Origin of the sequence: Parvibaculum sp. (assembly GCF_039973015.1) — a bacterium.
GTDB lineage: Bacteria > Pseudomonadota > Alphaproteobacteria > Parvibaculales > Parvibaculaceae > Parvibaculum.
On sequence record NZ_JBDWLT010000012.1, the window covers coordinates 159,329 to 183,207 of the forward strand.

21 protein-coding genes and 1 other RNA gene are annotated in these 23,879 nt (G+C 61.0%); 10 read left to right on the forward strand and 12 right to left on the reverse strand.

What is annotated here, in order from left to right; all coding sequences use genetic code 11:
* Positions 1 to 8 precede the first annotated feature (8 nt).
* A complete protein-coding gene (locus ABJO61_RS15200; RefSeq protein ID WP_348326144.1) occupies positions 9 to 2,366 on the reverse strand; it encodes a UvrD-helicase domain-containing protein in 2,358 nt (785 codons plus the stop codon).
* A gap of 183 nt (positions 2,367 to 2,549) precedes the next feature.
* On the opposite strand from ABJO61_RS15200, the gene ABJO61_RS15205 reads away from it, so the two are divergent.
* Positions 2,550 to 4,337 (forward strand): chloride channel protein, encoded by a 1,788-nt coding sequence (locus tag ABJO61_RS15205; RefSeq protein ID WP_348326142.1) that lies wholly within the window; start codon positions 2,550 to 2,552, stop codon positions 4,335 to 4,337.
* Between the two features lie 73 nt (positions 4,338 to 4,410).
* On the opposite strand, the gene ABJO61_RS15210 is transcribed toward ABJO61_RS15205, so the two are convergent.
* Positions 4,411 to 4,902, reverse strand: a complete 492-nt coding sequence (locus ABJO61_RS15210; protein ID WP_348326140.1) for a thioesterase family protein — start codon at positions 4,900 to 4,902, stop codon at positions 4,411 to 4,413.
* A 231-nt stretch (positions 4,903 to 5,133) separates the two neighbouring features.
* On the opposite strand from ABJO61_RS15210, the gene ABJO61_RS15215 reads away from it, so the two are divergent.
* On the forward strand, positions 5,134 to 6,525 hold the full coding sequence (locus ABJO61_RS15215) for an FAD-linked oxidase C-terminal domain-containing protein (protein WP_348326138.1): 1,392 nt from the start codon (positions 5,134 to 5,136) through the stop codon (positions 6,523 to 6,525).
* A 137-nt stretch (positions 6,526 to 6,662) separates the two neighbouring features.
* On the opposite strand, the gene ABJO61_RS15220 is transcribed toward ABJO61_RS15215, so the two are convergent.
* From ABJO61_RS15220 to ABJO61_RS15240, 5 genes are all read right to left on the reverse strand, one after another.
* Positions 6,663 to 7,799, reverse strand: a complete 1,137-nt coding sequence (locus ABJO61_RS15220) for an ABC transporter permease (protein WP_348326136.1) — start codon at positions 7,797 to 7,799, stop codon at positions 6,663 to 6,665.
* 4 nt (positions 7,800 to 7,803) lie between these two features.
* A complete protein-coding gene (locus ABJO61_RS15225; RefSeq protein WP_348326134.1) occupies positions 7,804 to 8,769 on the reverse strand; it encodes an ABC transporter ATP-binding protein in 966 nt (321 codons plus the stop codon).
* Positions 8,770 to 8,776: 7 nt separating this feature from the next.
* Positions 8,777 to 9,586: an efflux RND transporter periplasmic adaptor subunit gene (locus ABJO61_RS15230; RefSeq protein WP_348326132.1), complete on the reverse strand. Its 810-nt coding sequence runs from the start codon at positions 9,584 to 9,586 to the stop codon at positions 8,777 to 8,779.
* Positions 9,587 to 9,589: 3 nt separating this feature from the next.
* Positions 9,590 to 10,225, reverse strand: a complete 636-nt coding sequence (locus ABJO61_RS15235; protein WP_348326131.1) for a TetR/AcrR family transcriptional regulator — start codon at positions 10,223 to 10,225, stop codon at positions 9,590 to 9,592.
* Between the two features lie 225 nt (positions 10,226 to 10,450).
* Positions 10,451 to 10,672, reverse strand: coding sequence for a DUF4169 family protein (locus ABJO61_RS15240; RefSeq protein WP_348326129.1), 222 nt, complete (start codon positions 10,670 to 10,672; stop codon positions 10,451 to 10,453).
* A gap of 157 nt (positions 10,673 to 10,829) precedes the next feature.
* On the opposite strand from ABJO61_RS15240, the gene ABJO61_RS15245 reads away from it, so the two are divergent.
* Positions 10,830 to 14,279, forward strand: a complete 3,450-nt coding sequence (locus ABJO61_RS15245; protein WP_348326127.1) for an AsmA family protein — start codon at positions 10,830 to 10,832, stop codon at positions 14,277 to 14,279.
* 4 nt (positions 14,280 to 14,283) lie between these two features.
* Here ABJO61_RS15245 and ABJO61_RS15250 read toward each other — a convergent pair whose 3' ends face one another.
* The 4 genes from ABJO61_RS15250 to ssrA all read right to left on the reverse strand — a co-directional run bounded on the left by ABJO61_RS15250 (position 14,284) and on the right by ssrA (position 17,065).
* Positions 14,284 to 14,541, reverse strand: a complete 258-nt coding sequence (locus tag ABJO61_RS15250; RefSeq protein ID WP_348326125.1) for a ribbon-helix-helix domain-containing protein — start codon at positions 14,539 to 14,541, stop codon at positions 14,284 to 14,286.
* A 14-nt stretch (positions 14,542 to 14,555) separates the two neighbouring features.
* On the reverse strand, positions 14,556 to 15,956 hold the full coding sequence (gene fumC, locus ABJO61_RS15255; protein WP_348326123.1) for a class II fumarate hydratase: 1,401 nt from the start codon (positions 15,954 to 15,956) through the stop codon (positions 14,556 to 14,558).
* Positions 15,957 to 16,067: 111 nt separating this feature from the next.
* Positions 16,068 to 16,535 (reverse strand): ClpXP protease specificity-enhancing factor SspB, encoded by a 468-nt coding sequence (locus tag ABJO61_RS15260; RefSeq protein WP_348326121.1) that lies wholly within the window; start codon positions 16,533 to 16,535, stop codon positions 16,068 to 16,070.
* Positions 16,536 to 16,711: 176 nt separating this feature from the next.
* Positions 16,712 to 17,065: a transfer-messenger RNA gene (gene ssrA / locus ABJO61_RS15265) on the reverse strand.
* Between the two features lie 27 nt (positions 17,066 to 17,092).
* On the opposite strand from ssrA, the gene ABJO61_RS15270 reads away from it, so the two are divergent.
* Positions 17,093 to 17,692 carry a DUF1287 domain-containing protein gene (locus ABJO61_RS15270; protein ID WP_348326119.1) on the forward strand — a complete coding sequence of 200 codons (600 nt, stop codon included), beginning with the start codon at positions 17,093 to 17,095 and terminating at the stop codon, positions 17,690 to 17,692.
* Positions 17,693 to 17,695: 3 nt separating this feature from the next.
* Here the strand turns inward: ABJO61_RS15270 and ABJO61_RS15275 are convergent, their stop codons facing one another.
* Entirely contained in the window at positions 17,696 to 18,862 is a 1,167-nt protein-coding gene (locus tag ABJO61_RS15275; RefSeq protein ID WP_348326117.1) for a dipeptidase, read from the reverse strand.
* Positions 18,863 to 19,039: 177 nt separating this feature from the next.
* On the opposite strand from ABJO61_RS15275, the gene ABJO61_RS15280 reads away from it, so the two are divergent.
* From ABJO61_RS15280 to ABJO61_RS15305, 6 genes are all read left to right on the forward strand, one after another.
* Positions 19,040 to 19,834, forward strand: a complete 795-nt coding sequence (locus tag ABJO61_RS15280) for a thymidylate synthase (RefSeq protein ID WP_348326116.1) — start codon at positions 19,040 to 19,042, stop codon at positions 19,832 to 19,834.
* Positions 19,835 to 19,846: 12 nt separating this feature from the next.
* Positions 19,847 to 20,014 carry a hypothetical protein gene (locus ABJO61_RS15285; RefSeq protein ID WP_348326114.1) on the forward strand — a complete coding sequence of 56 codons (168 nt, stop codon included), beginning with the start codon at positions 19,847 to 19,849 and terminating at the stop codon, positions 20,012 to 20,014.
* Positions 20,011 to 20,523 carry a dihydrofolate reductase gene (locus tag ABJO61_RS15290; protein ID WP_348326112.1) on the forward strand — a complete coding sequence of 171 codons (513 nt, stop codon included), beginning with the start codon at positions 20,011 to 20,013 and terminating at the stop codon, positions 20,521 to 20,523. The genes ABJO61_RS15285 and ABJO61_RS15290 overlap by 4 nt, the downstream gene beginning before the upstream one ends.
* Before the next feature lie 99 nt (positions 20,524 to 20,622).
* Positions 20,623 to 21,732 carry an S-(hydroxymethyl)glutathione dehydrogenase/class III alcohol dehydrogenase gene (locus tag ABJO61_RS15295; protein WP_348326110.1) on the forward strand — a complete coding sequence of 370 codons (1,110 nt, stop codon included), beginning with the start codon at positions 20,623 to 20,625 and terminating at the stop codon, positions 21,730 to 21,732.
* On the forward strand, positions 21,732 to 22,571 hold the full coding sequence (fghA, locus tag ABJO61_RS15300) for an S-formylglutathione hydrolase (protein ID WP_348326108.1): 840 nt from the start codon (positions 21,732 to 21,734) through the stop codon (positions 22,569 to 22,571). The genes ABJO61_RS15295 and fghA overlap by 1 nt, the downstream gene beginning before the upstream one ends.
* Positions 22,568 to 23,848, forward strand: coding sequence for an NAD(P)/FAD-dependent oxidoreductase (locus tag ABJO61_RS15305; protein WP_348326106.1), 1,281 nt, complete (start codon positions 22,568 to 22,570; stop codon positions 23,846 to 23,848). The genes fghA and ABJO61_RS15305 overlap by 4 nt, the downstream gene beginning before the upstream one ends.
* Positions 23,849 to 23,879: the final 31 nt, after the last annotated feature.

The window sequence follows — 23,879 nt, forward strand, 5'->3', positions numbered from 1 at the left end:
GGTTCTTCTCACGCCCGTTCCAGAAAACTGTCGATCACCTTCTTGCGGCCCGCCTTGTCGAAATCGACGGTGAGCTTGTTGCCGTCGATTTCCGCCACATGGCCATAGCCGAATTTCTGGTGGAAGACGCGCTCGCCTGCGCCATAGCTCGCAGCGGAAGGATCGCTCGTCGCGACCAGTTCGGCATGCGTCTCATAGGCGGGCGGCTTGGTGCGCATCTCGGAATTGGCCTGCGCGCGCCGCCAGCCGGGGCTCGTATAGTCGCTGCCGCGCGCGAAGTCCTGCGCGAAGCGGCTCTGGCCGTAATTCTGGTAGCTCGATCCCGCCATCGCGCTTTCCGTCACCTCGACATGGTGCTTGGGCAATTCGTCCACGAAGCGCGAGGGAATGGAGCTCTGCCACAACGCATGGATGCGGCGGTTGGCGGCAAAGGAAATGAAAGCGCGCTGCTTTGCCCGCGTGATGCCGACATAGGCGAGGCGGCGTTCCTCTTCCAGGCCGGCAATGCCGTTCTCGTCCAGCGAGCGCTGATGCGGAAACAGGCCCTCTTCCCAGCCGGGCAGGAACACCGTGTCGAATTCCAGCCCCTTGGCGCTGTGCAGCGTCATGATGTTGATCTTGTCGGCGGTGTCGTTCTGCTCGAATTCCATGACGAGCGAAATATGTTCGAGATAGCTGCCGAGGTCGTCGTGGTTCTCCATGGAGCGCACGAGTTCCTTCAGGTTGTCGAGCTTGCCGGGCGCGTCCGCCGATTTGTCGTTCTGCCACATCTCGGTATAGCCGGATTCGTCGAGAATGATCTCCGCAAGCTCCGTATGCGGAAGGCCGTTCACCAGAGAGCGCCAGCGCTCCACCATTTCCACGAAATTCGCGACGGAGCGTCTCGCAGCGGGCTTCAGTTCTTCCGTTCCCGTCAGCATCTTTGCCGCGCGATAGGGCGAGACGCCCTGCATGCGTGCCGCCTCCATGACGGTTTGCAGCGCAACCTTGCCGATGCCGCGCGCCGGGCGGTTCACGATGCGCTCGAAGGCAAGCCCATCATCGGGCTGTGCGACGAGGCGCAGATAGGCGTTTGCATCGCGGATTTCCGCGCGCTCATAGAAGCGGGGGCCGCCGACCACGCGATAGGGGATGCCGAGATTGATGAAGCGGTCTTCGAATTCGCGCATCTGGAAGGAGGCGCGGACAAGGATCGCCATGTCGCGCAACAGGTGGTCCTGCCGCTGCAACTGCTCCACCTCTTCGGCGACGGCGCGCGCTTCTTCCTCGCCATCCCAATAGGAGGCGATCTTGATCTTCTCGCCTTCATTGCCTTCCGCTTCCGTCCAGAGCGTCTTGCCAAGGCGCTGTTCGTTCGCGGCGATAAGGCCCGAGGCCGCGCCCAGAATATTCGCCGTTGAGCGGTAGTTCCGTTCGAGGCGGATCACCTTCGCGCCCGGAAAGTCCTTTTCGAAGCGCAGGATGTTGTCCACCTCCGCGCCGCGCCAGCCATAGATCGACTGGTCGTCGTCGCCCACGCAGCAGATGTTCCGGCGCTTTTGCGCCAGCAGTCTCAGCCACAGATATTGCGCGACATTGGTGTCCTGATATTCGTCCACCAGCATATATTTGAAGCGTTCCTGATATTCGGCGAGCACTTCCGGGTGGTTCTGGAAGATCGTCAGCACTTCGAGCAGCAGGTCGCCGAAGTCGGCCGCGTTCAGCACCTTCAGCCGCGCCTGATAGGCGGCATAGAGTTCGCCGCCCTTGCCGTTCGCGAAAGCCTGTGCCTCGCCGGCGGGCACCTTGTCGGGCGCGAGGCCGCGGTTTTTCCAGCCGTCGATATGAGAGGCGAGCTGGCGTGCGGGCCAGCGTTTCTCGTCGATGCCTTCGGCCTGGATGATCTGTTTCATCAGGCGCTGCTGGTCGTCGGCATCGAGAATGGTGAAGTCGGAGCGCAGTCCCGCCAGTTCGGCGTGGCGGCGCAGCATCTTCGCGCCCAGCGCATGAAAGGTGCCGAGCCACTGCATGCCCTCGACAGCGCCGCCGATCAGCAGCCCGATGCGCTCGCGCATTTCGCGCGCCGCCTTGTTGGTGAAGGTCACGGCAAGAATCTGTCCCGGCCAGGCGCGCTTCGTCGCGAGCAGATGGGCGAGGCGCGTCGTCAGTACGCGCGTCTTGCCTGTGCCCGCGCCCGCGAGCACCAGCACCGGCCCGTCGAGACTTTCCACCGCCTCGCGCTGCTCCGCGTTCAGTCCGTCGAGCCAGGGCGCTTGCAGGGGGCCGCCCATGGCGGCGGTGGCGCGTTCGCTGGTGCTCAGCTCGCGTGAGGATCGTGCGGTCGTTTCCTCGGGGATGCTCCCGAGATCGAATGGGTCGCTCGTCATGACTAGTCCGGCTTGAGAAAGGGGCGGGGGGTCAGGGACGAATCCCCGCCGCGCAATCATAACACGGGGCATAAGATGGGGAGGCCGGAGCCTGCTTCCCATGCTGCTTGAGCACCGCTTGGGCGCATGCTAAGGGTTCTAATTCCTAAGTCCTTGTAATTCCAGAAAAAAGAGGGGCAAGCCGTGAGCGGCGCGGGCGATACGCAGGACAGCACGCGGGAGGTCAACATGATCGTCCTTACCCTGCTGGCGCTTGCCGTAGGCCTCGCCACGGGGGTTGGCGCGGTGATTTTCCGCTCCATGCTGGTTGGTCTCCATAACTTCTTCTTTTTCGGCGAGCTTTCCCTCACGCCGACATCGGGCGCAACGGGGCCTCTCAGTCCGCTCGGCTTCCTCATCATTCTCGTGCCGGTGGCGGGCGGTGTCGCCGTCGTCTGGCTCACGCGCCGCTTCGCGCCCGAGGCCAAGGGCGGCGGCATCACCGATGTCATGGACGCGGTCTACCACCGCGAAGGAAAGATCCGTCCGCGCGTGGCCGTGGTGAAGACCATCGCCTCGGCGCTTTCCATCGGCTCGGGCGCGACGGTCGGCCGCGAAGGCCCCATCGTGCAGATCGGCTCGGCCATCGGTTCGGCCGTTGCGCAGTTCTCGCGGCTTCCTTCCTGGCAGCGGATCACGCTGCTGGCGGCGGGGGCCTCCGCCGGTATCTCCGCCACCTTCAACACGCCGCTCGGCGCAGTGCTGTTCGCGCTGGAGCTCATCCTGCCGGAAATCAGCGCGCGCACTTTCCTGCCCGTCGTCATTGCCACGGGCTCGGCGACCTATGTCGGGCGCGTCGTCTTCGGGTCTTATCCGGCCTTCGTGCTGCCGGAGATCTATTTCTCGGCCTCCGAGATGGATCACATCTTCAATCTCGGTTCCTTTGTCGTGCTCGGTCTGCTTTCCGGCCTCGTTGCATGGGGCTTCATCCGTACGCTCCTTTTTGCAGGCGAGGTCATGCCGCGCCGCTTTCCCAACGAATATATGCGGGCCGCGGCGGGGTTTGCGGGCATAGGCATTGCGCTTTTCCTGTTCGCGCATTTCACCGGCCATTACTACATCATCGGCGGCGGCTATGACGCCATCGCCGCCATCCTCGAAGGCCATGTGACGAGCTTCGCGCTTCTTGCCGTTCTCTGTCTGGCGCAAGTGCTGGCGACGTCGCTGTCCATCGGCTCGGGCGCGTCAGGCGGCGTCTTCGCGCCCATGCTGTTCATTGGCGCGGCGCTGGGCGGGGCGTTTGGCGCCTTTCTGCACATGGTCGACAAGAGCCACGGCATCGGCATTCCCGATTACGCGATCATCGGCATGGCCGCCGTCGCGGGCGGGGGCACGGGCGCAGCCATGACCGCCATCACCATGAATTTCGAGATGACGCGCGACTACAACATCATCGTGCCGCTCATCATCGCCGTTGCCGTTTCCATCGGTCTTCGCCGTGCGCTCATGGCCGACAACATTTTCAGCGCGGAGCTTGTCCGGCGCGGCCGTCCCGTGCCGAAGGACCGCTATTCCAATCTCTATCTCGTGCGCAGTGCGCGCGAGGTGATGGATTCGAACATTGCCGTCATGTCGGCGGATCTTTCCGTCGCCGACGCCGCGCATTGGGTCACGGAAGCGGGCATGCCGAATTTCCTTGTGCTACAGGCGGAAGGCCGCATTCACGGCGTCGTCTCTCTCGATAGCCGCATCCGCACGCCCGAGCTCCTTGGCCGCGACCCTGAAACCGTCCGCGACATGGCAATCGTCGATTATGTCATCGTGCGCGAGAACAATATTCTCGAAGAGGTGATGCGCCGTCTCGCTCAGCGCAATGCGAAGCTTGCTCTTGTCGTGAAGGACAAGCCGGGTGTGCCGCGCCCCGCCGATGTTCTTGGCATCATCGGCAAGCCGCAGCTCGCCGACGCCATCCTCAAGACGCAGATGCGATAAAAATAAGGTGTCATCCCGGCTTTCGCCGGGATGACAATGATGTATGTGGTGAGGGAGTAAAGGCGGAAAGACTCTACTTCCGCTTGATCCCGATCACGCGTCCGGCCTGTGCCGGACGGGGCATCCCTTCATGCGCGTTCATCATGGCCGTGATCTTCGCCTGCTGTTCGGCGGGGAAGGGTGCCGCGCGGCGCGTCTTCATGTCCACGTGAATGCACATCTGTTCGCTGGTCGCGGCGAGATAGCCTTTCTCGGCGTGGTACATATGGCCGAAGACATGGATGCGCTTCTCGTCCGCGTCGAGAAGTTGATAGGTCACGCGCAAGGGATCGCCTTCCTTCACTTCGTCGAGGTAGCAGACATGCACCTCCGCGGTGAAGCAGGAGCCTTCGCCCTTCTGCGTATAGTCCCAGCCGATCCCGAGTGCCGAAAAGGCCACGTCCAGCGACTCGTCGAAGACGAGATGGTAATAGGCCATGTTCATATGGCCGTTCAGATCGACCCATTGCGGCTCGACCTTGCGCAAGGGGCTTTCGAGCGGGGTGGCGAGGGCAGTGTCGGTCATGTCGTTCCTTCCCGGCGTGTCTTGTTTTTCCGATCTTACCTGTCCTCAAAACATGATGTCACCCCGGCGGAAGCCGGGGTCCATCGGTAGTTCGCCAGACCGGGCGCTTTTTCAGGCACATGGATTCCGGCTTTGGCCGGAATGGCATGAGGATGAAGCGAAGGGCGAGCCCTCCTCGCAATGACGTTGGAGGGCTTCGGTGCTACTCTCTCCATGAAACGGAGGAACCCCATGAGCAAGGCAGTGCGAATAGAGGGCAGGGACGCGGCGCTTTCTGAACTCGCCACATTGCTCGGCGATCGTTTCACCACCGCGTCGGCGATCCGCGAGGCGCATGGCCGCGACGAGAGCTGGCACCCCGTTGCCATGCCCGATGCCGTTGCCTTTGCGGAGACGACGGAGGAAGTCGCCGCCATTATCCGCATCTGCGCGGCGCATGATCTGCCTGTCATCGCCTTCGGTGCGGGCACCTCGCTCGAAGGCCATGTCTCCGCCGTGCATGGCGGGCTTTCGCTCGACCTCACGCGCATGGACCGCATCCTCGAAGTGAATGCCGAGGACCTCGATGTGCGCGTCGAGGCGGGGGTGATGCGCAAGGCGCTCAACGAGCATCTTCGCGACACGGGCCTTTTCTTTCCCATCGATCCCGGCGCGAATGCGACGCTCGGCGGCATGGTCGCAACGCGCGCCTCCGGCACCAATGCGGTCCGCTACGGAACGATGCGCGAAAACGTGCTGGCGCTGACCGCCGTCATGGCGGATGGCTCCATCGTCCACACGGGCACCCGCGCGCGGAAGTCTTCCGCCGGATACGATCTCACGCGGCTTCTCGTCGGCTCGGAAGGCACGCTCGGCATCGTCACCGAAGCGACGCTGCGTCTTTACGGCATCCCCGAAGCCGTGCGCTCTGGTGTCGTTCCCTTCGAGAGCATCGAAAGCGCGGTCGATGTCGTCATCGAGACGATCCAGTCGGGTCTCCCCATCGCGCGCATCGAGATTCTCGATCCGCTCTCCATCCGCGCCTGCAACGCCTATTCGAAACTGACGCTTGCCGAAGTGCCGACGCTCTTTGTCGAGTTTCACGGAACGGAGGCTTCCGTCGCCGAGCAGGCGGAGCGTTTCGCCGCCATTGCCTCTGAGCACGGCGCGGGTAGTGCGGAGTGGGCTTCCAAAGCAGAGGATCGCACGCGCCTCTGGGAAGCGCGTCACAATGCCTATTACGCCGCGCTCGCCTTCGCGCCCGGCAAGAAGGGCATGGTGACGGATGTCTGTGTACCGATCTCACGTCTCGCGGAAGCGATTTCAGGCACGCTTGCCGATCTCGAAACCTCGTTCCTGCAAGCACCTATCGTCGGTCATGTCGGCGACGGCAATTTTCACATGCTGCTTTTGATGGACCCTTCCGACCCGAAGGATCTGGGTGAGGCAACGCGGCTTCACGACCTCATGGTTGCGCGTGCCCTTTCCCTCGGCGGCACCTGCACAGGCGAACACGGCATCGGGGAGGGCAAGATCAAGTTCCTCGAAACGGAACATGGCGCTGGCGTCGGCGTGATGCGCGCGATCAAGCAGGCGCTCGATCCGAAGAATATCTTCAATCCGGGGAAGATATTTTCCGCTTGAGGCGGTTTATCCCCGGCATAAGAGAATTGCGGGGAAATCGTCGCGTCGCGCGAGGGGCGGTTATCCCCGAAAATCCCGAATGTAACGGTTTGATGACGTTTCGATGACAGTCAGCCCGGTTTATGCCCGGTTTGCCGTCAGTCGAGTGTCTGGCGGTAGCGGTTGAGGGAGATGATCGAGACCACCGTCAGGAAGGAAAGAAGGGCGAGAAGGTCCGGGGTGATTTCGCTCAATCCGTTGCCTTTCAGCAGGATGCCGCGCACGATTCTGAGAAAGTGCGTGAGCGGAAGAACCTCGCCAATCCATTGCGCCCATTGCGGCATGCCGCGGAACGGAAACATGAAACCCGACAGCAGGATGGACGGCAGGAAAAAGAACATCGTCATCTGCATCGCCTGCAACTGGTTGCGCGCGAGCGTCGAGAATGTGAAGCCGACGGCGAGGTTTGCGGCGACGAAGAAAAACAATACGAAAGCAAGAAGCCAGAGACTGCCGGCAATCGGCACGTCGAAAAGCCAGTAGGCAGCCGTCAACACCAACGTCGCCTGTACATAGCCAATGATGACGTAGGGAAGAATCTTTCCCATCATCACCTCCAGCGGACGCACTGGCATCGTCAAAAGATTTTCCATCGTGCCGCGCTCAACTTCACGTGTCATGGCGAGCGCGGTGAAGATGATCATGGTCATGGTGAGAATGACGCCAATCAATCCGGGTACGATGTTGAGTTCGGTGCGGCCTTCCGCGTTGTAGCGGCGGTGAACGATGAGGTTAACCGGATCGGCGCTCGGGCGCAGGATGGCCAGCGGCCCCTCGAAATCGCGATTGAGAACCGTCGCCACCAGAAGCTGAATACCTGTTACTGCGTTGCCCGTGGCTGCGGGGTCTGTCGCATCTGCATCGAGCAGCAACTCCGGGCGCTCGCCGCGTTGCAAGTCGCGACTGAAGTTCGGCGGTATCTGAAGAACGAATTGCACCTCGCCTGTACGGATGAGGTTGTCGGCCTCCTTCGCCGTTTCCGGGTGCGCGACGATTTCGAAGTAATCCGAGTTCTCCATTCCCTTGACGAGGCTGCGAGTGAAAACGGAATTGTCCTGCGCAAAAAGGGCAGTCGGCAGGTGCTTTGGATCGGAGTTGATTGCATAGCCGAAAAGAACGAGCTGCATGACGGGAATGCCGAGCATCATCGCGAAGGTCAGCCGGTCACGCCGCATCTGGATGAATTCCTTGCGGATCATCGCGGTCAGCCGGAAGAGCGAGAAACGGCTTGTCATGACATCACCCGAAATTGTCTGAAGCCGATTGCATCATGTGGATGAAGACGTCTTCGAGTGTCGGCTCCACCTTCTTCCAGCTAAGGCCCGCTTCGTTGCGCCAGGGTGCCACCGCAGCGTCCAGGGCATTGTCGTTCGCGCCACTCACATGAAGCGTCGCGCCGAAGGGCGCCACCATTTCGACACCGCTGCGGGCTGTCAGTTCACGCGCGAGGCGATTGATCTGCCGTTGCGAGTTGCCGCTGACAAGCCAGGTGACGAGACCCGACTGGCGAATGACGTCATTCACTGTGCCGCGTGCGAGCAGCTTGCCATAGGCGAGGTAACAGATCTTGTGGCAGCGTTCGGCCTCATCCATGTAATGTGTGCTGACGAGAACGGTAAGGCCGTTATCTGCGAGCTGATGTATCTCGTCCCAGAATTCGCGCCGCGCTTTCGGATCGACGCCCGCCGTCGGCTCATCGAGAAGCAGAAGTTTCGGCTCGTGCATGATGGCCGCAGCGAGCGCGAGGCGCTGTTTCCAGCCGCCGGAAAGTGAGCCTGCGAGCTGGTTTGCACGCGTTTCGAGCCCCAGTTTTTCGAGCGTTTCGCGCACCGCCTCTCTCGGCTTTTTCAGCCCGTAAATCGAGGCAACGAAGGCCAGGTTTTCGCGAATGGAAAGGTCTTCATAGAGGCTGAAGCGCTGCGTCATGTAGCCGACTTTCAGCTTGATAAGTGCGCTTTCGGAAATGATGTCGTGACCGAGGCAAGTGCCGGTGCCAGCATCCGGTGTCAGCAGTCCGCAGAGCATGCGGATTGTTGTCGTCTTGCCGCTGCCATTCGGCCCGAGAAAGCCGTAGATCTCGCCTTCCGATACCTGCATGTCGATGCCGTCCACGATTTTCGTTGAGCCGAAGCTTTTTGTCAGGCCACTGACATTGATGATGAGTGGTGCGTCGGCTGGCGGTTCGGCGTGATGGGTCTGGCTCATACGAGTTTTACTCGTCTTGTTGCAGGCGGAGGGACACGGTGACGGGCTGGCCGGGATGCAAGGCCCGGGGTGTTTCGTCCGGCGTCGCTTCCGCCATGTAGACGAGCTTTTCCTTCGATTGATCGCTGTAGATCACGGGGGGCGTGAACTCCACTTCCGTGGACAGGAAACGAATCGTGCCGGACAGGTTTTGCGGGCATCCGCTGCAGGTAAGCAGCACCTTGCCGCCTTCCTCGATGTCGCCGAGCTCCGCTTCGGGCACAAAGAAGCGTACCTTGATGTTTTGCGGCGGCAGCAGCGAGACCACGGGCTGATTGGGGCTGGTGAATTCGCCTTCACGGAACATGACATCCTGGACAATGGCGTCCGCCGGGGCGCGGCCTTCGCGGCGGGCGAGGCGCCATTTCGCCTGCGTGATTGCAGAGGCGGCGGTGAGAACGGCGGCGCCCGCACGGTCCCGCCGTGCATGGGCCGTATCGACTTCGGCTTGTGCGACGTTGCGCTGTTCGCGCAGTTTGACCTTGCGCTGATATTCGAGTTCCGCTTCGCGCAATGTTGCCTTGGCTTCGGTCAGGCCTGCCTCGGCGCTTTCGAGATTTGCTTCTTCCGATGTCGTTTCGAGTTTGAAGAGAAGGTCGCCGCTCTTCACAAGGTCGCCGCGTTTCACGGCAATTTCTTCGATGATGCCGCCGTCGATCGGTGCCACGCGCACATAGTCACCTTCCGCATAGCCTTGCCAGGTGTCTTTGGGACGTTCGTCACAGGCGGTAAGCAGAAGCGCGGCCCCGCAGACGAACAGGAGGGAATGGAGGCGCATCGCTCAGGCCTCCCTGTCAGCTGCAAGGCCGCGCGCGACGAATTCCGCGTGGGCGGTGAAGAAACCGTCGGGATCGAAAAGCGGAAGTTCGCCGAATGTATTTCTCGCAAGTGTGTTCATGAGAATGGGGAAGATGATTTCCTGCACAGCCGCGTTTACGTTGCAGTTTCGGAACTCGCCGCGCTCGATGCCTCGTTCGATAACGCGCGACAGATTGGCGGTGCCGCGCAGGACGATGTGGTCGCGATAGAATTCACGGATCTCGGGGAAGTTCGCGGATTCAGCGAGAATGATTTTTGCGAGAGAGGGGAGCGCGGTTCCTGTGGTGATGTCCTTGAGCTTTGCCATCACGAAGTCGAGCAGATCGGCGCTCGAGCCTTCATAGGCATCGAGTAGTTTCTCGATGTCGTCGAGGCGCGGCGTTGCGATATCGCGCGCAATCGCGGTGAAGAGATCCGTCTTGCTGTCGAAATAGAGATAGATCGTCGCCTTGCTGACCCCTGCGGCCTCCGCGACCTCTTCGAGCTTCGTTGCCGCAAATCCCTTCTCGGCGAAAATCTTCAGCCCTGCCGCCATGATTTCGGAGGGCCTTTCTTCCTTGCGCCGCTGGAATTTCTGGTCGCTGGCGGGGGCTGGCATTCGCTCGCGGTCTCTCTGAAAATAAAAAACTGACTGGTCAGTTATTTATAGGGGCGATCTTGAGAGCCGTCAACCGAGCACTTGATAAGGAAAAAATCCTATATGAATCAAATTGTTATAGGGTCAAAGCCGGAGCGGGGCAGGAGCGGGAGTGTGCGCATGGCCCTCCCTTTCACGCGGAAACGGGACAGCTGCGCTGCAAAACCGGTGAGCAGAGCGGAAAGCTCAGTCCGGGTTCGGGTCGCGTGACGGTTCGTCCTTTCGTGCGTCCAGCTCCTTGCCTTCGAGCTCGCGGCGCCGGCGATCATCTTCGAGCTTCGTGCGTTTCTTCTCCGCGCCGGTCCGGCCGAATTTAACCCTGTTGGCGGCCGCCAGATCGTCTTTCCGCTTTTTCGCCGTGCGCTTTTCTTCCTCACGCCGTGTTTTCCGGAATGAGGTGAAATTCACTATATTTCCGCGATCCGAATCCATACCTTGCCTGCCATGTGCCGTCGGTGGCTCGCCGCCCTCGCTTTCGTGCGAGATTAGGCCAAAGGTGGATCGCAGGAAACGGGGATGGAGGTGTGCCGTCCCTGCGTCCCGCCTTGCCGAGTTGGAGAGACTGTTGAACTCGATACTGACCTATATTGCCGGGCTGCTTGTCCTTCTGCTTTTTGCGGCCCTGATCGGGCCCAGCCTTGTCGACTGGAATCAGTTTCGCGATGAAATCGAGGCGCAGGCCAGCGAAGCTGCAGGGCGCCCGGTCAGCATCGATGGCGATATCCGTTTTCGTATTCTGCCCGAACCGCATTTCACGCTCGGCAAGATCAAGATTGGGCACAATCCGAATGCAGATTCACTTCCCTCGAATCTCAACTTTGCGACTTTTGCCGAAATCGATGGCGAGGTTGCGCTCGCCCCGCTTCTGAGCGGCGACATAGAGATCACCAGAGTCCGTATTATCGAGCCGGAGTTTAATCTCGAAGTGCTGCCGGACGGTTCGGGGAACTGGCGTGGACTTGAAATTGCCGCGCGCATGCCGGAAGAGGGCATGTTCTCGCTTGCTTCGATCAGCCTCGAAAAAGCGAGCTTTGTCGATGGCACGATCAATTACCGCAACCGTTTGAATGGCCGCAGCTGGAAAGCGGAAGAGGTGGCGGGTGATGTCGTCGCAACATCGCTTCTCGGTCCGCTTCGCTCGGAGCTTAAGGCGAAGGTCGAGGGGGTGCCTGTGGCGATCCGTCTCGGGCTCGGCAGCTTCGGCGGCCAGAAAGCCTTTCGTGTCACCACTGAAGTGGATGTGCAGGACAGGGCGCTCACATTTCTCTTCTCCGGTGTTGCCACCGAGTTCTCTCTCGCCGCCCGCCTCGACGGCAATGCGCGTATCGAGTTCAGCCGGGACGAGGAAAAAGACAGCGGGAGCGCGCCGATCAAGGCCAATGCCGGCATGGTGATCGATGCGCGGCAGACCACGCTGCGAAATCTCGCAATCGAGATGGCGGGAACGACGCTGGGCGGCACGGCGGAAATAAGATGGGACAGGACGCCGGTCTTCTCTGCTGCGCTTGCCTCGGACAGCTTCACGATCGACCCGTTGCTCGACCGGCTCGATGCCTCGCAAGAGATAGAGGGTGTTTCGCTTCTCGACCGTCTTCTGACGCTGCCCCTGCCTGCGACCCTTGAAGGGGATGCGGCTATCGAGACAGCCGTGCTTGGCATGCGCGGCGCCATCATTCGAGATGCCAAACTTGACTTGTCGCTTTCCGGGGGTGTGCTCACCGTAGCCGCGGCGAGCGCAACGCTTGGCGGTCCGACGAAGATCAACGCGAATGGCGAGTTCACGGCCGCAGAAGACGGGCTTCGCTTCGACGGCATGGCGAAGCTCGAAAGCGCCAACTTGCAGGGACTGAAAAACTGGATCGCCGATGCGGAAGGAGCCGAGCGGGAGGAAAGCTCCTCGGCGACGCGCAGCTTTCCTCTTTCTGCGCAGGCCTCGCTTCGTCTTGCGCCGGGCGAGTATGATTTCTCCGACATTCGCGCTGCCTATGCGCATGTACTCGAGCAACCGCAATTGCAGGGTAACCTCACCTGGCAAGACAGCGACAGCAGGTCACGGATCGGCGCAAACCTCGATGTTGCCGACTTCAGTTTCGACCCGTTGCTTGCGCTCTTTCCGGGCGGCAGCGACCTTCCCGGTTTTTTTGATGCGCATGACATTGCCCTGGAGATGACGGCTGAGAAGTTTGGCCTTTACGGCCAGATCTATGGCGATGTGGAAACCGATCTTCTGCTTGAAGCAGGCAAGCTTACCGTTTCCCGGCTTGAGGCTGGCGATGCAGCTGGTGCGCAGCTTTCCTTTGCCGGCGAACTGACCGGCGTCACCACGGGCAAGCGCGACGATGTGCGGGGCACCTTCACAGGCACTATCAAGGCGCAGCGTTTTGGCGGCTTGCTCGGCGTGGGCGGCATTGAGGTGCCGAATGTCGAGGGGCCGGTCGATGTCGTGGTGACGGGCTCGTCCGGTGAAGCGGATGACAGCATGTCCCGTGTCGATACGCTGACGCTCAAGGGGTCTGTTCGTGGAAGCCGCGTCGACGGCGTGGTGAAGCGTATGCACGAAGGCAATGACGGTGTCGACCGGCTGGAGATTATCGGCAATGCCGTGAACGAAGAAGGCCGGGTGCTGTTGGAGCAGTTGGGGCTTTCGCCGCGCGAAGGACTGGAAGGGTCCGGCATGGTTTCCGTGCAGCTCAGCGGCACGACAGGAAGCTACGAGACGAATTTCCGTGTGAACGTCAACGGGACGACACTGACGGCACGAGGCAATGTCGACGATCCTTTTGAAGCCTTGAAGTTCGAAGGCAGGGCGGAGATTGCGGCCTCCGGCGTCATCCATGCGCTGGGCGCATTCGGCGCTCCCGACGCGCTCGCCAACTGGATCGGCGATCAGGCGAGCGGACCCGGCTTTGTTTTCTCCTCCGCAGTGGTCTGGGACAAGGACAGTCTCAAACTTGACGGATTCGAGAGCGTGGCGGGAAGTTTCCGCCTTTCGGGCGATGCGCAATGGCATGCGGGTGATGGCGATAAACTTCCGCAACTCACCGGCAAATTCGAGAGCAATGCCATCGACCTTACATCGCTCGTCACGGTGCCTGATGAAGGGGAGGGCCGCTGGCCGGCGCGCGGACTCGATTGGTCGCCGCTCGCGGCTTTCGATGCCGACACGGAGCTGAAAACCGAAAGGTTGACGCTTGGGCAGCTGGGCGCCTCCAACGTCACGAGCCATATCGCCGTTTCGCATGGGGTTCTCACCGCGTCTCCTTTCTCGGGTAATTTCGCGGATGGCCGTCTCTCCGCCGGTGTGCGTATAGAGGGCGGCAGCGGCGAGCCGGGCATCGGCCTCACGCTTCTTGTGGAAGAGGCGAGCCTCGGTCAGGCTTTTTCGCAGGCTTTCGGCGCTTCGCCGGGGAGCGGACGGCTCGCTTTCAATGCGCAACTGCAAGGGCAAGGCCGAAGCTGGCTCGCGCTCGTCTCGTCGGTGAGCGGTGTCGGCAAATTCGATGTCGCGGATGCCACGATGCGGCCCTTCGATCTTGAGGCGTTCGGCGAAAGGCTTTCCGGGATCACGTCCATTGAGGCTTTCCCGTCGCTCGTCTCCGGCACGCTTTGGCAGGGCGAGACGGCGGCGAGCGATGTTGGCGGCGATTTTGAAATGAAAGACGGCGTGCTGCGGTTCGAGGATGACGCGATCGGGCTTGAAGGTGGTGCAGCGAAGGTAACCGCCACCTACGACCTGCCTCGTCTCGCCTCGCAAGCCGAAATGACGGTTATGCCCGTGCAACCGGAAGGTGCGCCCGCGTTCGACGTTGTTGCGCGCGGACAGGCAGGCAGCATGAAAGTCGAGACGAACATGATCGCGCTTCAAGACTTCGTGGCGAAGCGCATTCTTTCGCGTGATCTGGAAGAGACGGGCGCCGATGTGCCGGACGAGCTGCGCGACCTGATGGAGTTGCCGGTGTCGAATGGCACCAGTCAGCCTGCCACCCCCATGCCCCGGCCTTCGGCTGCGAACTGAGCGATCAGTTCTGCGTATCGCAAGCCGCAGGCCCGCGCTTTTTTACAGCTTCCAGCACATAGACGCGAATTGCCGATGAGAGGCTGCCATTCCCGCCGCGGCCCATGTCGATGCGTCGAACGAGTTCGTTCACCGACGTCTCTTCTGTACAGGCAAGCTCCTTGAGCGTGTCCCAGAAGGGCCGTTCCAGCGAGATAGAAGTACGATGACCGGCGATGGTCACCGAGCGTTTGATTTCGCCCGCGCTCTTTTCGCCGTCCATTCTTGCCTCCGGTGTTATTCCGGCGCGATCATCTTTTCGGGCCGGACAACCGCGTCGAATTCCTCATCCGTCACATAGCCGCCACCGACGGCTTCCTCGCGGAGCGTGGTGCCGTTCTTGTGCGCCGTCTTCGCGATCTTCGCCGCATTATCGTAACCGATCTTCGGGGCAAGCGCGGTAACGAGCATCAGCGAACGTTCGAGCGCCGCCTTGATGTTGTCTTCGCGCGGCTCGATGCCGGTGACGCAATTATCGGTGAAGCTTATCGCTGCATCCGCCATCAGTCGTACCGACTGCAGGAAATTGTAGGCCATGACCGGGTTATAGACGTTGAGTTCGAAATGGCCCTGGCTGTCGGCGAAGGTGAGTGTCGCGTGATTGCCGAAAATCTGCGCGCAGACCTGCGTCATCGCTTCGCACTGCGTGGGGTTCACCTTGCCCGGCATGATCGACGAGCCGGGTTCATTTTCCGGCAGGGAAAGTTCACCAAGGCCGGAGCGCGGGCCGGAGCCGAGGAAGCGGATGTCGTTCGCGATCTTGAAGAGCGAGGCCGCGACCGTGTTGATCGCGCCATGACTGAAGACCATTGCATCGTGCGCGGCAAGCGCCTCGAATTTGTTCGGCGCGGTCTTGAAGGGGAGCTTCGTGATAGCGGCGATCTGTTCGGCCACCTTTTCCGCAAATCCCACCGGCGCATTGAGCCCTGTGCCGACGGCGGTGCCGCCTTGCGCCAGCTCCATCAGCTTCGGCAGCGTCTGTTCGATGCGGGCAATGCCGTTCTCGATCTGTGCCGTGTAGCCGGAGAATTCCTGGCCGAGCGTCAGCGGCGTTGCGTCCTGTGTATGTGTACGGCCGATCTTGATGATGTGGTTCCAGGCCTGCGCCTTGTCGTTCAGCGCGTTGCGCAGCTTCTGCAGGGCAGGAATCAGGCGGTGGTGGATTTCCTCCGCGCAAGCGACATGCATGGCAGTGGGAAAGGTGTCGTTCGACGACTGGCTCATGTTGCAGTGATCGTTCGGATGGACCGGCTTCTTCGAGCCCATTTCGCCGCCGAGCATTTCGATGGCGCGGTTCGAGATCACTTCGTTCGCGTTCATGTTCGACTGGGTGCCAGAGCCCGTCTGCCAGACGACAAGCGGGAAATGGTCATCAAGCTTGCCTTCGATGACTTCCTGAGCGGCGTCGATGATGGCTTTGCCGATTTTCGGGTCGAGGCGGCCAAGTTCCATATTCGCTTCGGCGGCGGCACGTTTCACAATGCCGAGCGCGCGCACGACGGGGAGGGGCTGTTTTTCCCAGCCGATCTTGAAGTTGCCGAGACTGCGCTCCGCCTGTGCACCCCAATACCTGTCGGCGGCCACTTCGATGGGGCCGAATGTGTCGGTTTCGGTGCGGGTTTTGGTTGTTTTGGTCATGTCAGGTCAGGCGCTCCAGCAAGGCGTGCCGCCGTGGGGCCGGCGGAGAAAGTCGATGGGCGCTGATTTAGCATGTGGAGATTGGCGCGCCAAGGCGCAGGGGCCTGCCGCCTATTTCCGGCGGAAAGCGTCGAGGCTCACGACCTCGCCTGCCGTATCGGCAGCGGGTTCTTCGGGGGCCGAGGGCTCCGTCGCAGGCGTTTCGACCGTCTCGTCGCCCATACCCTCGATCTGGAACTGAAGGCCGAACTGTACGCTGGGGTCGAAGAAACCCTGTACGGCGGCGAAGGGAATGACGAGGTGTTCGGGCACCTTGTTGAAGGTGAGGTCGACCGAAAAGCGTTCCTCGCTGACCTCAAGGTTCCAGAACTGATGCTGAAGCACGATTGTCATTTCTTCGGGATACTGCGAGCGCAGTTTCTCGGAGAGTTCGACACCGGGCGCGGTCGAGCGGAACGAAATATAGAAATGGTGTTCGCCGGGCAGACCTTCGTCGCGCGCAACCCTCAGCGCGCGACGCACGACGCCTCGCAGTGCATCCTGCGCCAGCATGTCGTATCGCATCAGGTCTTCGGTCACTTCTTGCTCCGTCGGTGGCGAGTCGCTTCACCCGTAATGATTCAATCAGCGTTTGGCTGCGAAATCCAGACAAGCAAGCCGTGAACGTGTCTTTTTAAGGGGGAGATTTTCAACAATGTGGCGAGAGACACCGGTCTTTTGGCCGTAGTCCGGGCAAAACGGCAAGAAAGGTGAAAAGTGGAGGCTTCTGTTGCCAGGTGCCTCCGAACCCCGCCTTACCCGGCTAAGGGCAAGGGCTTAGATCGAGGTTGTCGCACTGCTTACGCAGCGAGACGTGCCTCAGCATAGTTGTCGTTGGCAACTATAAAACGGCCCGATGACGGCGGAACCATGCCGGGCAAAAAGACTGTCTTTACACCCTCGTCGATCCTGTTTCGCCCCCAGGTTCCCTGCCGCGACAGGGGAAAATGGTGGAGGCGCCGGGTACTGCCCCCGGGTCCGAATGGCTTATTGCACAGCCCGTTTATCGCCATAGTCGACGAGATCGCCGACACTTGTAATATAGTTGCAATCCTTCGGTTTTAAACCTCAAAATCAGCTCTTCCGGGGATGATGCAGTGATATCGCGCAGACAGGTTCTGTTTGGGGTTGCCGCCTTGCCGCTTTTGCGGCCAGAACACCTTCTGGCGCCTTCAAGGCCTGCATCCCTGCTCGTCAATGCCGCGCATGCACAAATAGGCGTGACAACCATCTATGATGGCGCCTACCGCAAGATCGGCTATCCGGGCGGGGACATAGAGCCCGAGCGCGGGGTCTGCACGGATGTGGTGGTTCGTGCCTATCGCGAGGCGCTTCACGTGGACCTTCAGCGTCTGGTGCATGAGGACATGGCGAAGGATTTCCCGGCCTATCCTGCTAAATGGGGGCTTGCCGAGCCGGACGCGAATATCGATCACCGGCGCGTGCTCAACCTGATGATCTTCTTTACCCGGTGTGGTGCGGCGCTCGCCGCGGCAGAAGCCCTCAAGCCCGGTGACCTCGTTACGCAGATGATCGCGGGCGAATTACCTCACATTTCCCTCGTCTCCGACAGGCCGGCACCGGGAACGCGGCGTCCGCTCGTCATCCATAATTTCGGCAATGGCGTTGAATATGCCGACATGCTGGCGCGCCATCCGATAACAGGGCGGTATCGCTATTTGCCGCGCACCGCCTGACCTTTAACTTTCGTTCAGGTTTTCGCGAAAGAAGCGGATGGCATTGCCTCCCATCACCTTCGCGATTTCTTCTTCCGTGAATTTCGTCCTTTGCATCTCCGCCGTCAGCGCGGCGAGTTCGGATGTGTCGAAAGCGACGGGCACGGCACCGTCGTAGTCGGAGCCGAGCGCGACATGATCGACGCCGAGAAAGTCGATCGCGTAGCGGATCGACTTCACAATGTCGGCGGGTGAAGTGCCGCAGGCAGCGCCCTTCCAATAGCCAATGCCGACAAGGCCGCCCGCATCCGCGATCTGCTTCATCAAGTCATCTTCGATGTTGCGCGGGCTGTCGCAGGCACCGTGGATACCGGTATGAGAGACAACGACAGGCCGTGTGGCAATGTCGAGCGTATCGCGGACCGCTGCGGGCGAGGCATGTGCGAGGTCGATGACGATACCGAGGCGCTCCATTTCGCGAATCGCCTCGCGGCCAAATGCCGTCAGCCCTTCGCCCGAGAGCCCGTGCAGCGAACCGCTGAGCTCATTGTCGAAGAAGTGGGTGACGCCCATCATCCTGTAGCCTGCATCGCGGAGACGCTCGATGTTTTCGAGCTTTCCTTCCAGGGGATGCGCGCCCTCGATGGCAAGAAGACCGCCCACCGGATAAGAGCCGCCATTTCGGCGTTCGATCAGCCGCTCGAGATCGGTGGCGCTGCGCACGATCATCAGCTTTTCCGGGGCGCGCGCCTCCGCATCCTTCAATCTCTCCGCCTGAAAGAGTGCGCGTTCGAGAAGGCTGCCCCGGGTGCGGGCCGGCCAGCGCTGAACCACCGAGAGCAATGTGATGATGTCGCTGTTGCCGCTCGTGCCGGTATATTGCTGGTCGTAGGGCACCTTGGTGACGGCGGAGAATACCTGCAGCGTCACGTTGCCTTCGGCCAGCCGCGGTACATCGACGTGACCGCGGCTGCCGCGCTCCAGCGGATCGCGCGCCCAGAGCAGCGTGTCGGCATGAAGGTCCACCACCATAAGGCGGTCATGCAGCGCTTGCGCGGCTTCGGACACTTCGTATGGCTCATGCTCCGCCACGCGGTTGATGTTGCTCTCCAGAATACCGGGCAGCAGAACGAAACCCAGTGCCACAAGCAGCAGAATGGCGATAGCAACGCCTGCAATGACGCGTTTCATGTATGGCTCTCCTCCCAGATTTTCGACCGTATTCTGTCCCGATGGGCGGGCTCTGGCCAGTATGGCCGCTTAAAGCCCGTCTGGCTGTGTGGATAAGGCATTTCGCCCGTTCCGCCGAGGTGGCGGGGCGGGGGGCCATCGCGCTAGACTGAGCAAAGCGAATCTCAGGATAGGCCAATGCAGCAATATCTCGACCTCATGCGCCTTGTGCGCGACACGGGCGTGACGAAGACCGACCGCACGGGGACGGGCACACGCAGCATTTTCGGCCATCAGATGCGCTTCGATCTGGCTGCGGGCTTTCCGCTCGTCACCACGAAGAAGCTGCACCTCAAATCCATTGTTCACGAACTGCTATGGTTTCTTTCCGGCGACACGAATACCCGTTACCTGAAAGCAAACGGCGTCAGCATCTGGGATGACTGGGCGGATGAGAATGGCGAGCTTGGTCCCGTCTACGGTCATCAGTGGCGCTCCTGGCCCACACCCGATGGCGAAAAGATCGACCAGATCAAAAATCTTCTCGATCAGATAAAGTCGAACCCGGATTCGCGCCGTCTCATTGTTTCGGCGTGGAATGTTGCCGATGTCGACAAGATGGCGCTGCCGCCCTGCCACTGCCTGTTCCAGTTCTATGTGGCGGACGGCAAACTTTCCTGTCAGCTCTACCAGCGCTCCGCAGATATCTTCCTTGGCGTCCCGTTCAACATCGCCTCCTATGCGCTCCTCACCATGATGGTGGCGCAGGTGACCGGGCTCGAAGCAGGCGAGTTCATCCATACCTTTGGTGATGCGCATCTCTATCTCAATCATCTGGAACAAGCCGACAAGCAGCTCGCGCGCGATCCCAAGCCCTTGCCTGTCATGCACATCAACCCGGATGTGAAGAGCCTTTTCGACTTCACCTTCGACGATTTCAAACTCGAAGGCTATGAGGCGCATCCGCATATCCCGGCGCCCGTTGCGGTCTGACGGGGGCGTGTGATGAGGCTGCGCCGCCGTCTCCTGCTTTTCGCGCTCGTGATGGTTGTGCTCTTTCTCGCGGCCTTCTCCATGTTCATCATTCTGGTCAGCCTGCGCCCGCTCGATCCTGAAAGCTTGCGCGCGCCCGTCATCATCTCCGAACTTAAAGCCGGCAGGGTTTTCCTATGACGCTCCATGTTTCCTTCGTCGTCGCTATTGCGGATAACGGCGTCATCGGGCGGGATAATGGTCTGCCGTGGCGTCTCTCCGGCGATATGGCCTTTTTCAAGCGCGTCACGATGGGAAAACCTGTCATCATGGGGCGCAAGACTTGGGAGTCGCTGCCGCGCAAACCTTTGCCCGGGCGGCCCAACATCGTGGTGACGCGCGACGCAGCCTATCGTGCGGAGGGTGCCGAAGTCGTAACCTCCGCCGAGGCGGCGCTTGTGCGGGGTCGCGAACTTGCGGGCCAATGCGATGTTGATGAAATTGCGGTCATTGGCGGCGCGCAGCTTTTCGCGGAGACGTTCGATCACGCGACGCGGCTCTACATCACGGAAGTTCATGCCGAGCCGGAAGGCGATGTGAGCTTTCCGGCCTTCGACGCCGCACGCTGGGTCGAGGTTTCGCGGGAGCGGCATGAAGCAGGCGAGAAGGACAGCGCACCTTACTCCTTCGTATTGCTGGAACGGCGCTGAACTCATTTTCTGCCTGCCGCATACCTGCGATTGAGTTTCGCGGCCTGCCGCCCCACAATGCGCGCCTCGGCTTTGAATATGCGGCAATGGAGACGGCAGATGGATGTGCGTGCGGCAGTAGCCTTCGAGGCGGGCAAACCTCTCGAAATCGAAACGGTTCAGCTCGAAGGCCCGAAGGAAGGCGAGGTGCTGATCGAGGTCAAGGCGACCGGCATCTGCCACACCGATGCGTTCACGCTTTCGGGCGAAGACCCGGAAGGGGCTTTCCCGGCGATCCTCGGCCATGAAGGCGCGGGCGTGGTGGTCGAGGTCGGTCCGGGCGTGAAGTCGCTTGCCGTCGGCGACCATGTGATCCCGCTCTACACACCGGAATGCCGCGAGTGCAAAAGCTGCACGAGCCACAAGACCAATCTGTGCACCTCCATTCGTTCAACGCAGGGCAAGGGTGTCATGCCGGATGGCACCAGCCGCTTCTCCTGGAAGGGCAAGCCGGTGTTGCATTACATGGGGTGTTCCACTTTCGCGAATTACACCGTGCTGCCGGAAATTGCGCTTGCCAAGGTTCGCAAGGACGCTCCTTTCGACAAGATCTGCTACATCGGCTGTGGCGTGACGACGGGCGTTGGCGCGGTGATCTTCACGGCGGGCGTGGAACCGGGCGCGAATGTCGTCGTCTTCGGCCTTGGCGGTATCGGCCTCAATGTGATTCAGGGCGCGCGTATCGCGGGCGCGGACAAGATCGTCGGTGTCGATCTCAATCCCGCGCGCGAAGGGCTCGCCCGCCAGTTCGGCATGACACATTTCGTGAACCCGAAAGAGATCAAGGGCGATGTGGTCGGTCATATCGTCGAACTCACGGGTGGCGGCGCGGACTACAGCTTTGAATGCATCGGCAATGTGAACACGATGCGGCAGGCGCTCGAATGCTGCCATCGCGGCTGGGGCGAGAGCATCATCATCGGTGTCGCGGGGGCGGGGCAGGAAATCGCGACGCGGCCCTTCCAGCTTGTCACGGGGCGCGTCTGGAAAGGCACGGCCTTTGGCGGCGCGCGCGGTCGCACCGATGTGCCCAAGATCGTCGACTGGTACATGGACGGCAAGATCAACATCGACGACCTCATCACGCACACCATGCCGCTCGAAGACATCAACAAGGGCTTCGATCTCATGCATGAGGGCAAGTCGATCCGCTCGGTGGTCGTTTACTGATGACAGTAGAAGTTCTCTCCTCGCATCGCTGTTTCGGCGGCACGCTCAGCATCTGCCGTCATCAGGCGGCCGCGACGGCTACGCCGATGCGCTTTTCCGTCTTCATCCCGGAAGGGAAGGGGCCTTTTCCGGCCGTCACCTTTCTTGCCGGGCTCACCTGTACGGAAGAAAACTTCACGACCAAGGCGGGCGCTTACGGCTATGCCGCCAGGCTCGGCCTTGCCATTGTCGCGCCAGATACAAGCCCGCGCGGTGAAGGCGTCGCAGATGACGAGGCCTATGATCTTGGACAGGGCGCCGGCTTCTATATCGATGCGACGGAGAAGCCCTGGGCACCGCATTTCTGCATGGAAACCTATGTGACGCGCGATCTGCCCGCGGTGGTGCGTGACAATTTCAATGTCGATGCGTCGCGCCAGAGCATCACAGGTCATTCGATGGGCGGACATGGCGCGCTTACGCTCGCGCTCAAATACCCGAACCATTATCGCTCGGTCTCTGCCTTCGCCCCCATCGTCTCGCCGGCACGCTGCGCGTGGGGCGAACAGGCGTTCACAGCCTATCTCGGCGATGACCGCTCGGCCTGGGGTGCGCATGATGCTTCCGCGCTGATGGCAAGCGGCGGCGCGGTCGGTCATTTCGACGACATCCTTGTCGATCAGGGGCTTGCCGATCAGTTTCTCGAAGGTCAGTTGAAGCCTGAGCTCTTCGAAGAAGCCTGCGCCATGCATCGACAGAAGCTGACGCTTCGCCGGCAGGAGGGTTACGATCACTCCTATTATTTCATTCAGAGTTTCATCGGCGATCATCTTGCGTTTCATGCCGAGCGCCTGAAATGAGCCGTGTCGTCGACGTGGTTGTGGTGGGTGCCGGTGCCGCCGGGCTTGCTGCTGCGTCGCGGGCCTATGAACTCGGTCTGTCCTGCTATCTTCTTGAAGCGAAGGACCGCATCGGCGGACGCACGCATACCGATACCGCAACATTCGGCGTTGCATGGGACCGCGGTGCGCATTGGCTTCATTCGGCGGATATCAATCCGCTGACGCGCATCGCCGACGAACTCGGTCACCCTTATCTCGCACGGCCGCGGCCTTTCGACGGTCACTTTCATCTCGGCGCCGGCTGGGGTTCATCGGCGGACTGGGAGGCTTATCGCGGCGAGTTCGAGGCGGCAGTCGAGAATGCCGTCGAGGCCGGTGCGACGGGACAGGATATTGCCGCGCTCGATGTGATGGACAAGGGATCGCGCTGGGCGCGCATGGTGCATCATATCTTTGCCGCGATTTCCGGGATGCCGCCGTCGGAAATATCAACCGCAGATCTCGCGGCCTATCGCGACACGGAGGCGAACTGGCCGCTTGAGCGCGGCTATGGCGGGCTCATTGCCGCGCGCTATGCTGCTTTGCCGGCCGAGCTTTCGACGCCCGTTTCCGAGATCGATACGAGCGGCGCGAATATTCTGCTCGAAACGCCGCGCGGTACCGTTCGTGCGCGCAGCCTCATCGTCACCGTCTCGACCAATGTGCTCGCATCGGGGGCGATCCGTTTCACACCGGAACTTCCCGCGCGGCTCATGTCGGCGCTGGAAGGGGTGCCGACGGGGCACGCAAACAAGGTTGCGTTCCACTTTCGCCGCGATGTTTTCGGCCTGCCTGACACCAGCTATGTGAACTTCATGGATGAGCGCAATCCGGGGCGTCCGGCCTGTTCCTTTCAGGTGCGCCCCTTCTCGGCAAATCTTGCGATTGCCTATCTCGGAGGCGACCTTGCGGAGAATCTCGACAGGGCAGGTGAGGCCGAGATGACCGCCTTTGCGCGCGAGGCCTTGGGCGACATGTTCGGCGCGGACATATTCAAGGAACTTGAGTGCACTGCCGCTACGTCATGGACGACAGACCCGCACATGCTGGGCGCTTATTCCTGCGCGCGTCCCGGTCATGCGAAAAGCCGCGCCGTGCTGGCGGAACCCGTCAGCGAGCGTTTCTTCCTTGCGGGCGAGGCCGTGTCGGCGGACTGGTTCTCGACTGTTCAGGGCGCGCATGTCACGGGCATTGAGGCTGCGGAGAAGGCGGCAGCCTATCTCGCCGGCGCCGTTGCGGCGGCGCGCCAGCGTTGACAAGATAAGACCAACAAGAACAACGAATAAA

Excerpts from the sequence above, each read along its gene's own strand:
- ABJO61_RS15200 (WP_348326144.1), bottom strand. The coding sequence starts at position 2,366 with ATGACGAGCGACCCATTCGATCTCGGGAGCATCCCCGAGGAAACGACC.
- ABJO61_RS15210 (WP_348326140.1), bottom strand. The coding sequence starts at position 4,902 with ATGACCGACACTGCCCTCGCCACCCCGCTCGAAAGCCCCTTGCGCAAG.
- ABJO61_RS15215 (WP_348326138.1), top strand. The coding sequence starts at position 5,134 with ATGAGCAAGGCAGTGCGAATAGAGGGCAGGGACGCGGCGCTTTCTGAA.
- ABJO61_RS15220 (WP_348326136.1), bottom strand. The coding sequence starts at position 7,799 with ATGACAAGCCGTTTCTCGCTCTTCCGGCTGACCGCGATGATCCGCAAG.
- ABJO61_RS15225 (WP_348326134.1), bottom strand. The coding sequence starts at position 8,769 with ATGAGCCAGACCCATCACGCCGAACCGCCAGCCGACGCACCACTCATC.
- ABJO61_RS15230 (WP_348326132.1), bottom strand. The coding sequence starts at position 9,586 with ATGCGCCTCCATTCCCTCCTGTTCGTCTGCGGGGCCGCGCTTCTGCTT.
- ABJO61_RS15235 (WP_348326131.1), bottom strand. The coding sequence starts at position 10,225 with ATGCCAGCCCCCGCCAGCGACCAGAAATTCCAGCGGCGCAAGGAAGAA.
- ABJO61_RS15250 (WP_348326125.1), bottom strand. The coding sequence starts at position 14,541 with ATGGACGGCGAAAAGAGCGCGGGCGAAATCAAACGCTCGGTGACCATC.
- fumC (WP_348326123.1), bottom strand. The coding sequence starts at position 15,956 with ATGACCAAAACAACCAAAACCCGCACCGAAACCGACACATTCGGCCCC.
- ABJO61_RS15275 (WP_348326117.1), bottom strand. The coding sequence starts at position 18,862 with ATGAAACGCGTCATTGCAGGCGTTGCTATCGCCATTCTGCTGCTTGTG.
- ABJO61_RS15280 (WP_348326116.1), top strand. The coding sequence starts at position 19,040 with ATGCAGCAATATCTCGACCTCATGCGCCTTGTGCGCGACACGGGCGTG.
- ABJO61_RS15285 (WP_348326114.1), top strand. The coding sequence starts at position 19,847 with ATGAGGCTGCGCCGCCGTCTCCTGCTTTTCGCGCTCGTGATGGTTGTG.
- ABJO61_RS15290 (WP_348326112.1), top strand. The coding sequence starts at position 20,011 with ATGACGCTCCATGTTTCCTTCGTCGTCGCTATTGCGGATAACGGCGTC.
- ABJO61_RS15295 (WP_348326110.1), top strand. The coding sequence starts at position 20,623 with ATGGATGTGCGTGCGGCAGTAGCCTTCGAGGCGGGCAAACCTCTCGAA.
- fghA (WP_348326108.1), top strand. The coding sequence starts at position 21,732 with ATGACAGTAGAAGTTCTCTCCTCGCATCGCTGTTTCGGCGGCACGCTC.
- ABJO61_RS15305 (WP_348326106.1), top strand. The coding sequence starts at position 22,568 with ATGAGCCGTGTCGTCGACGTGGTTGTGGTGGGTGCCGGTGCCGCCGGG.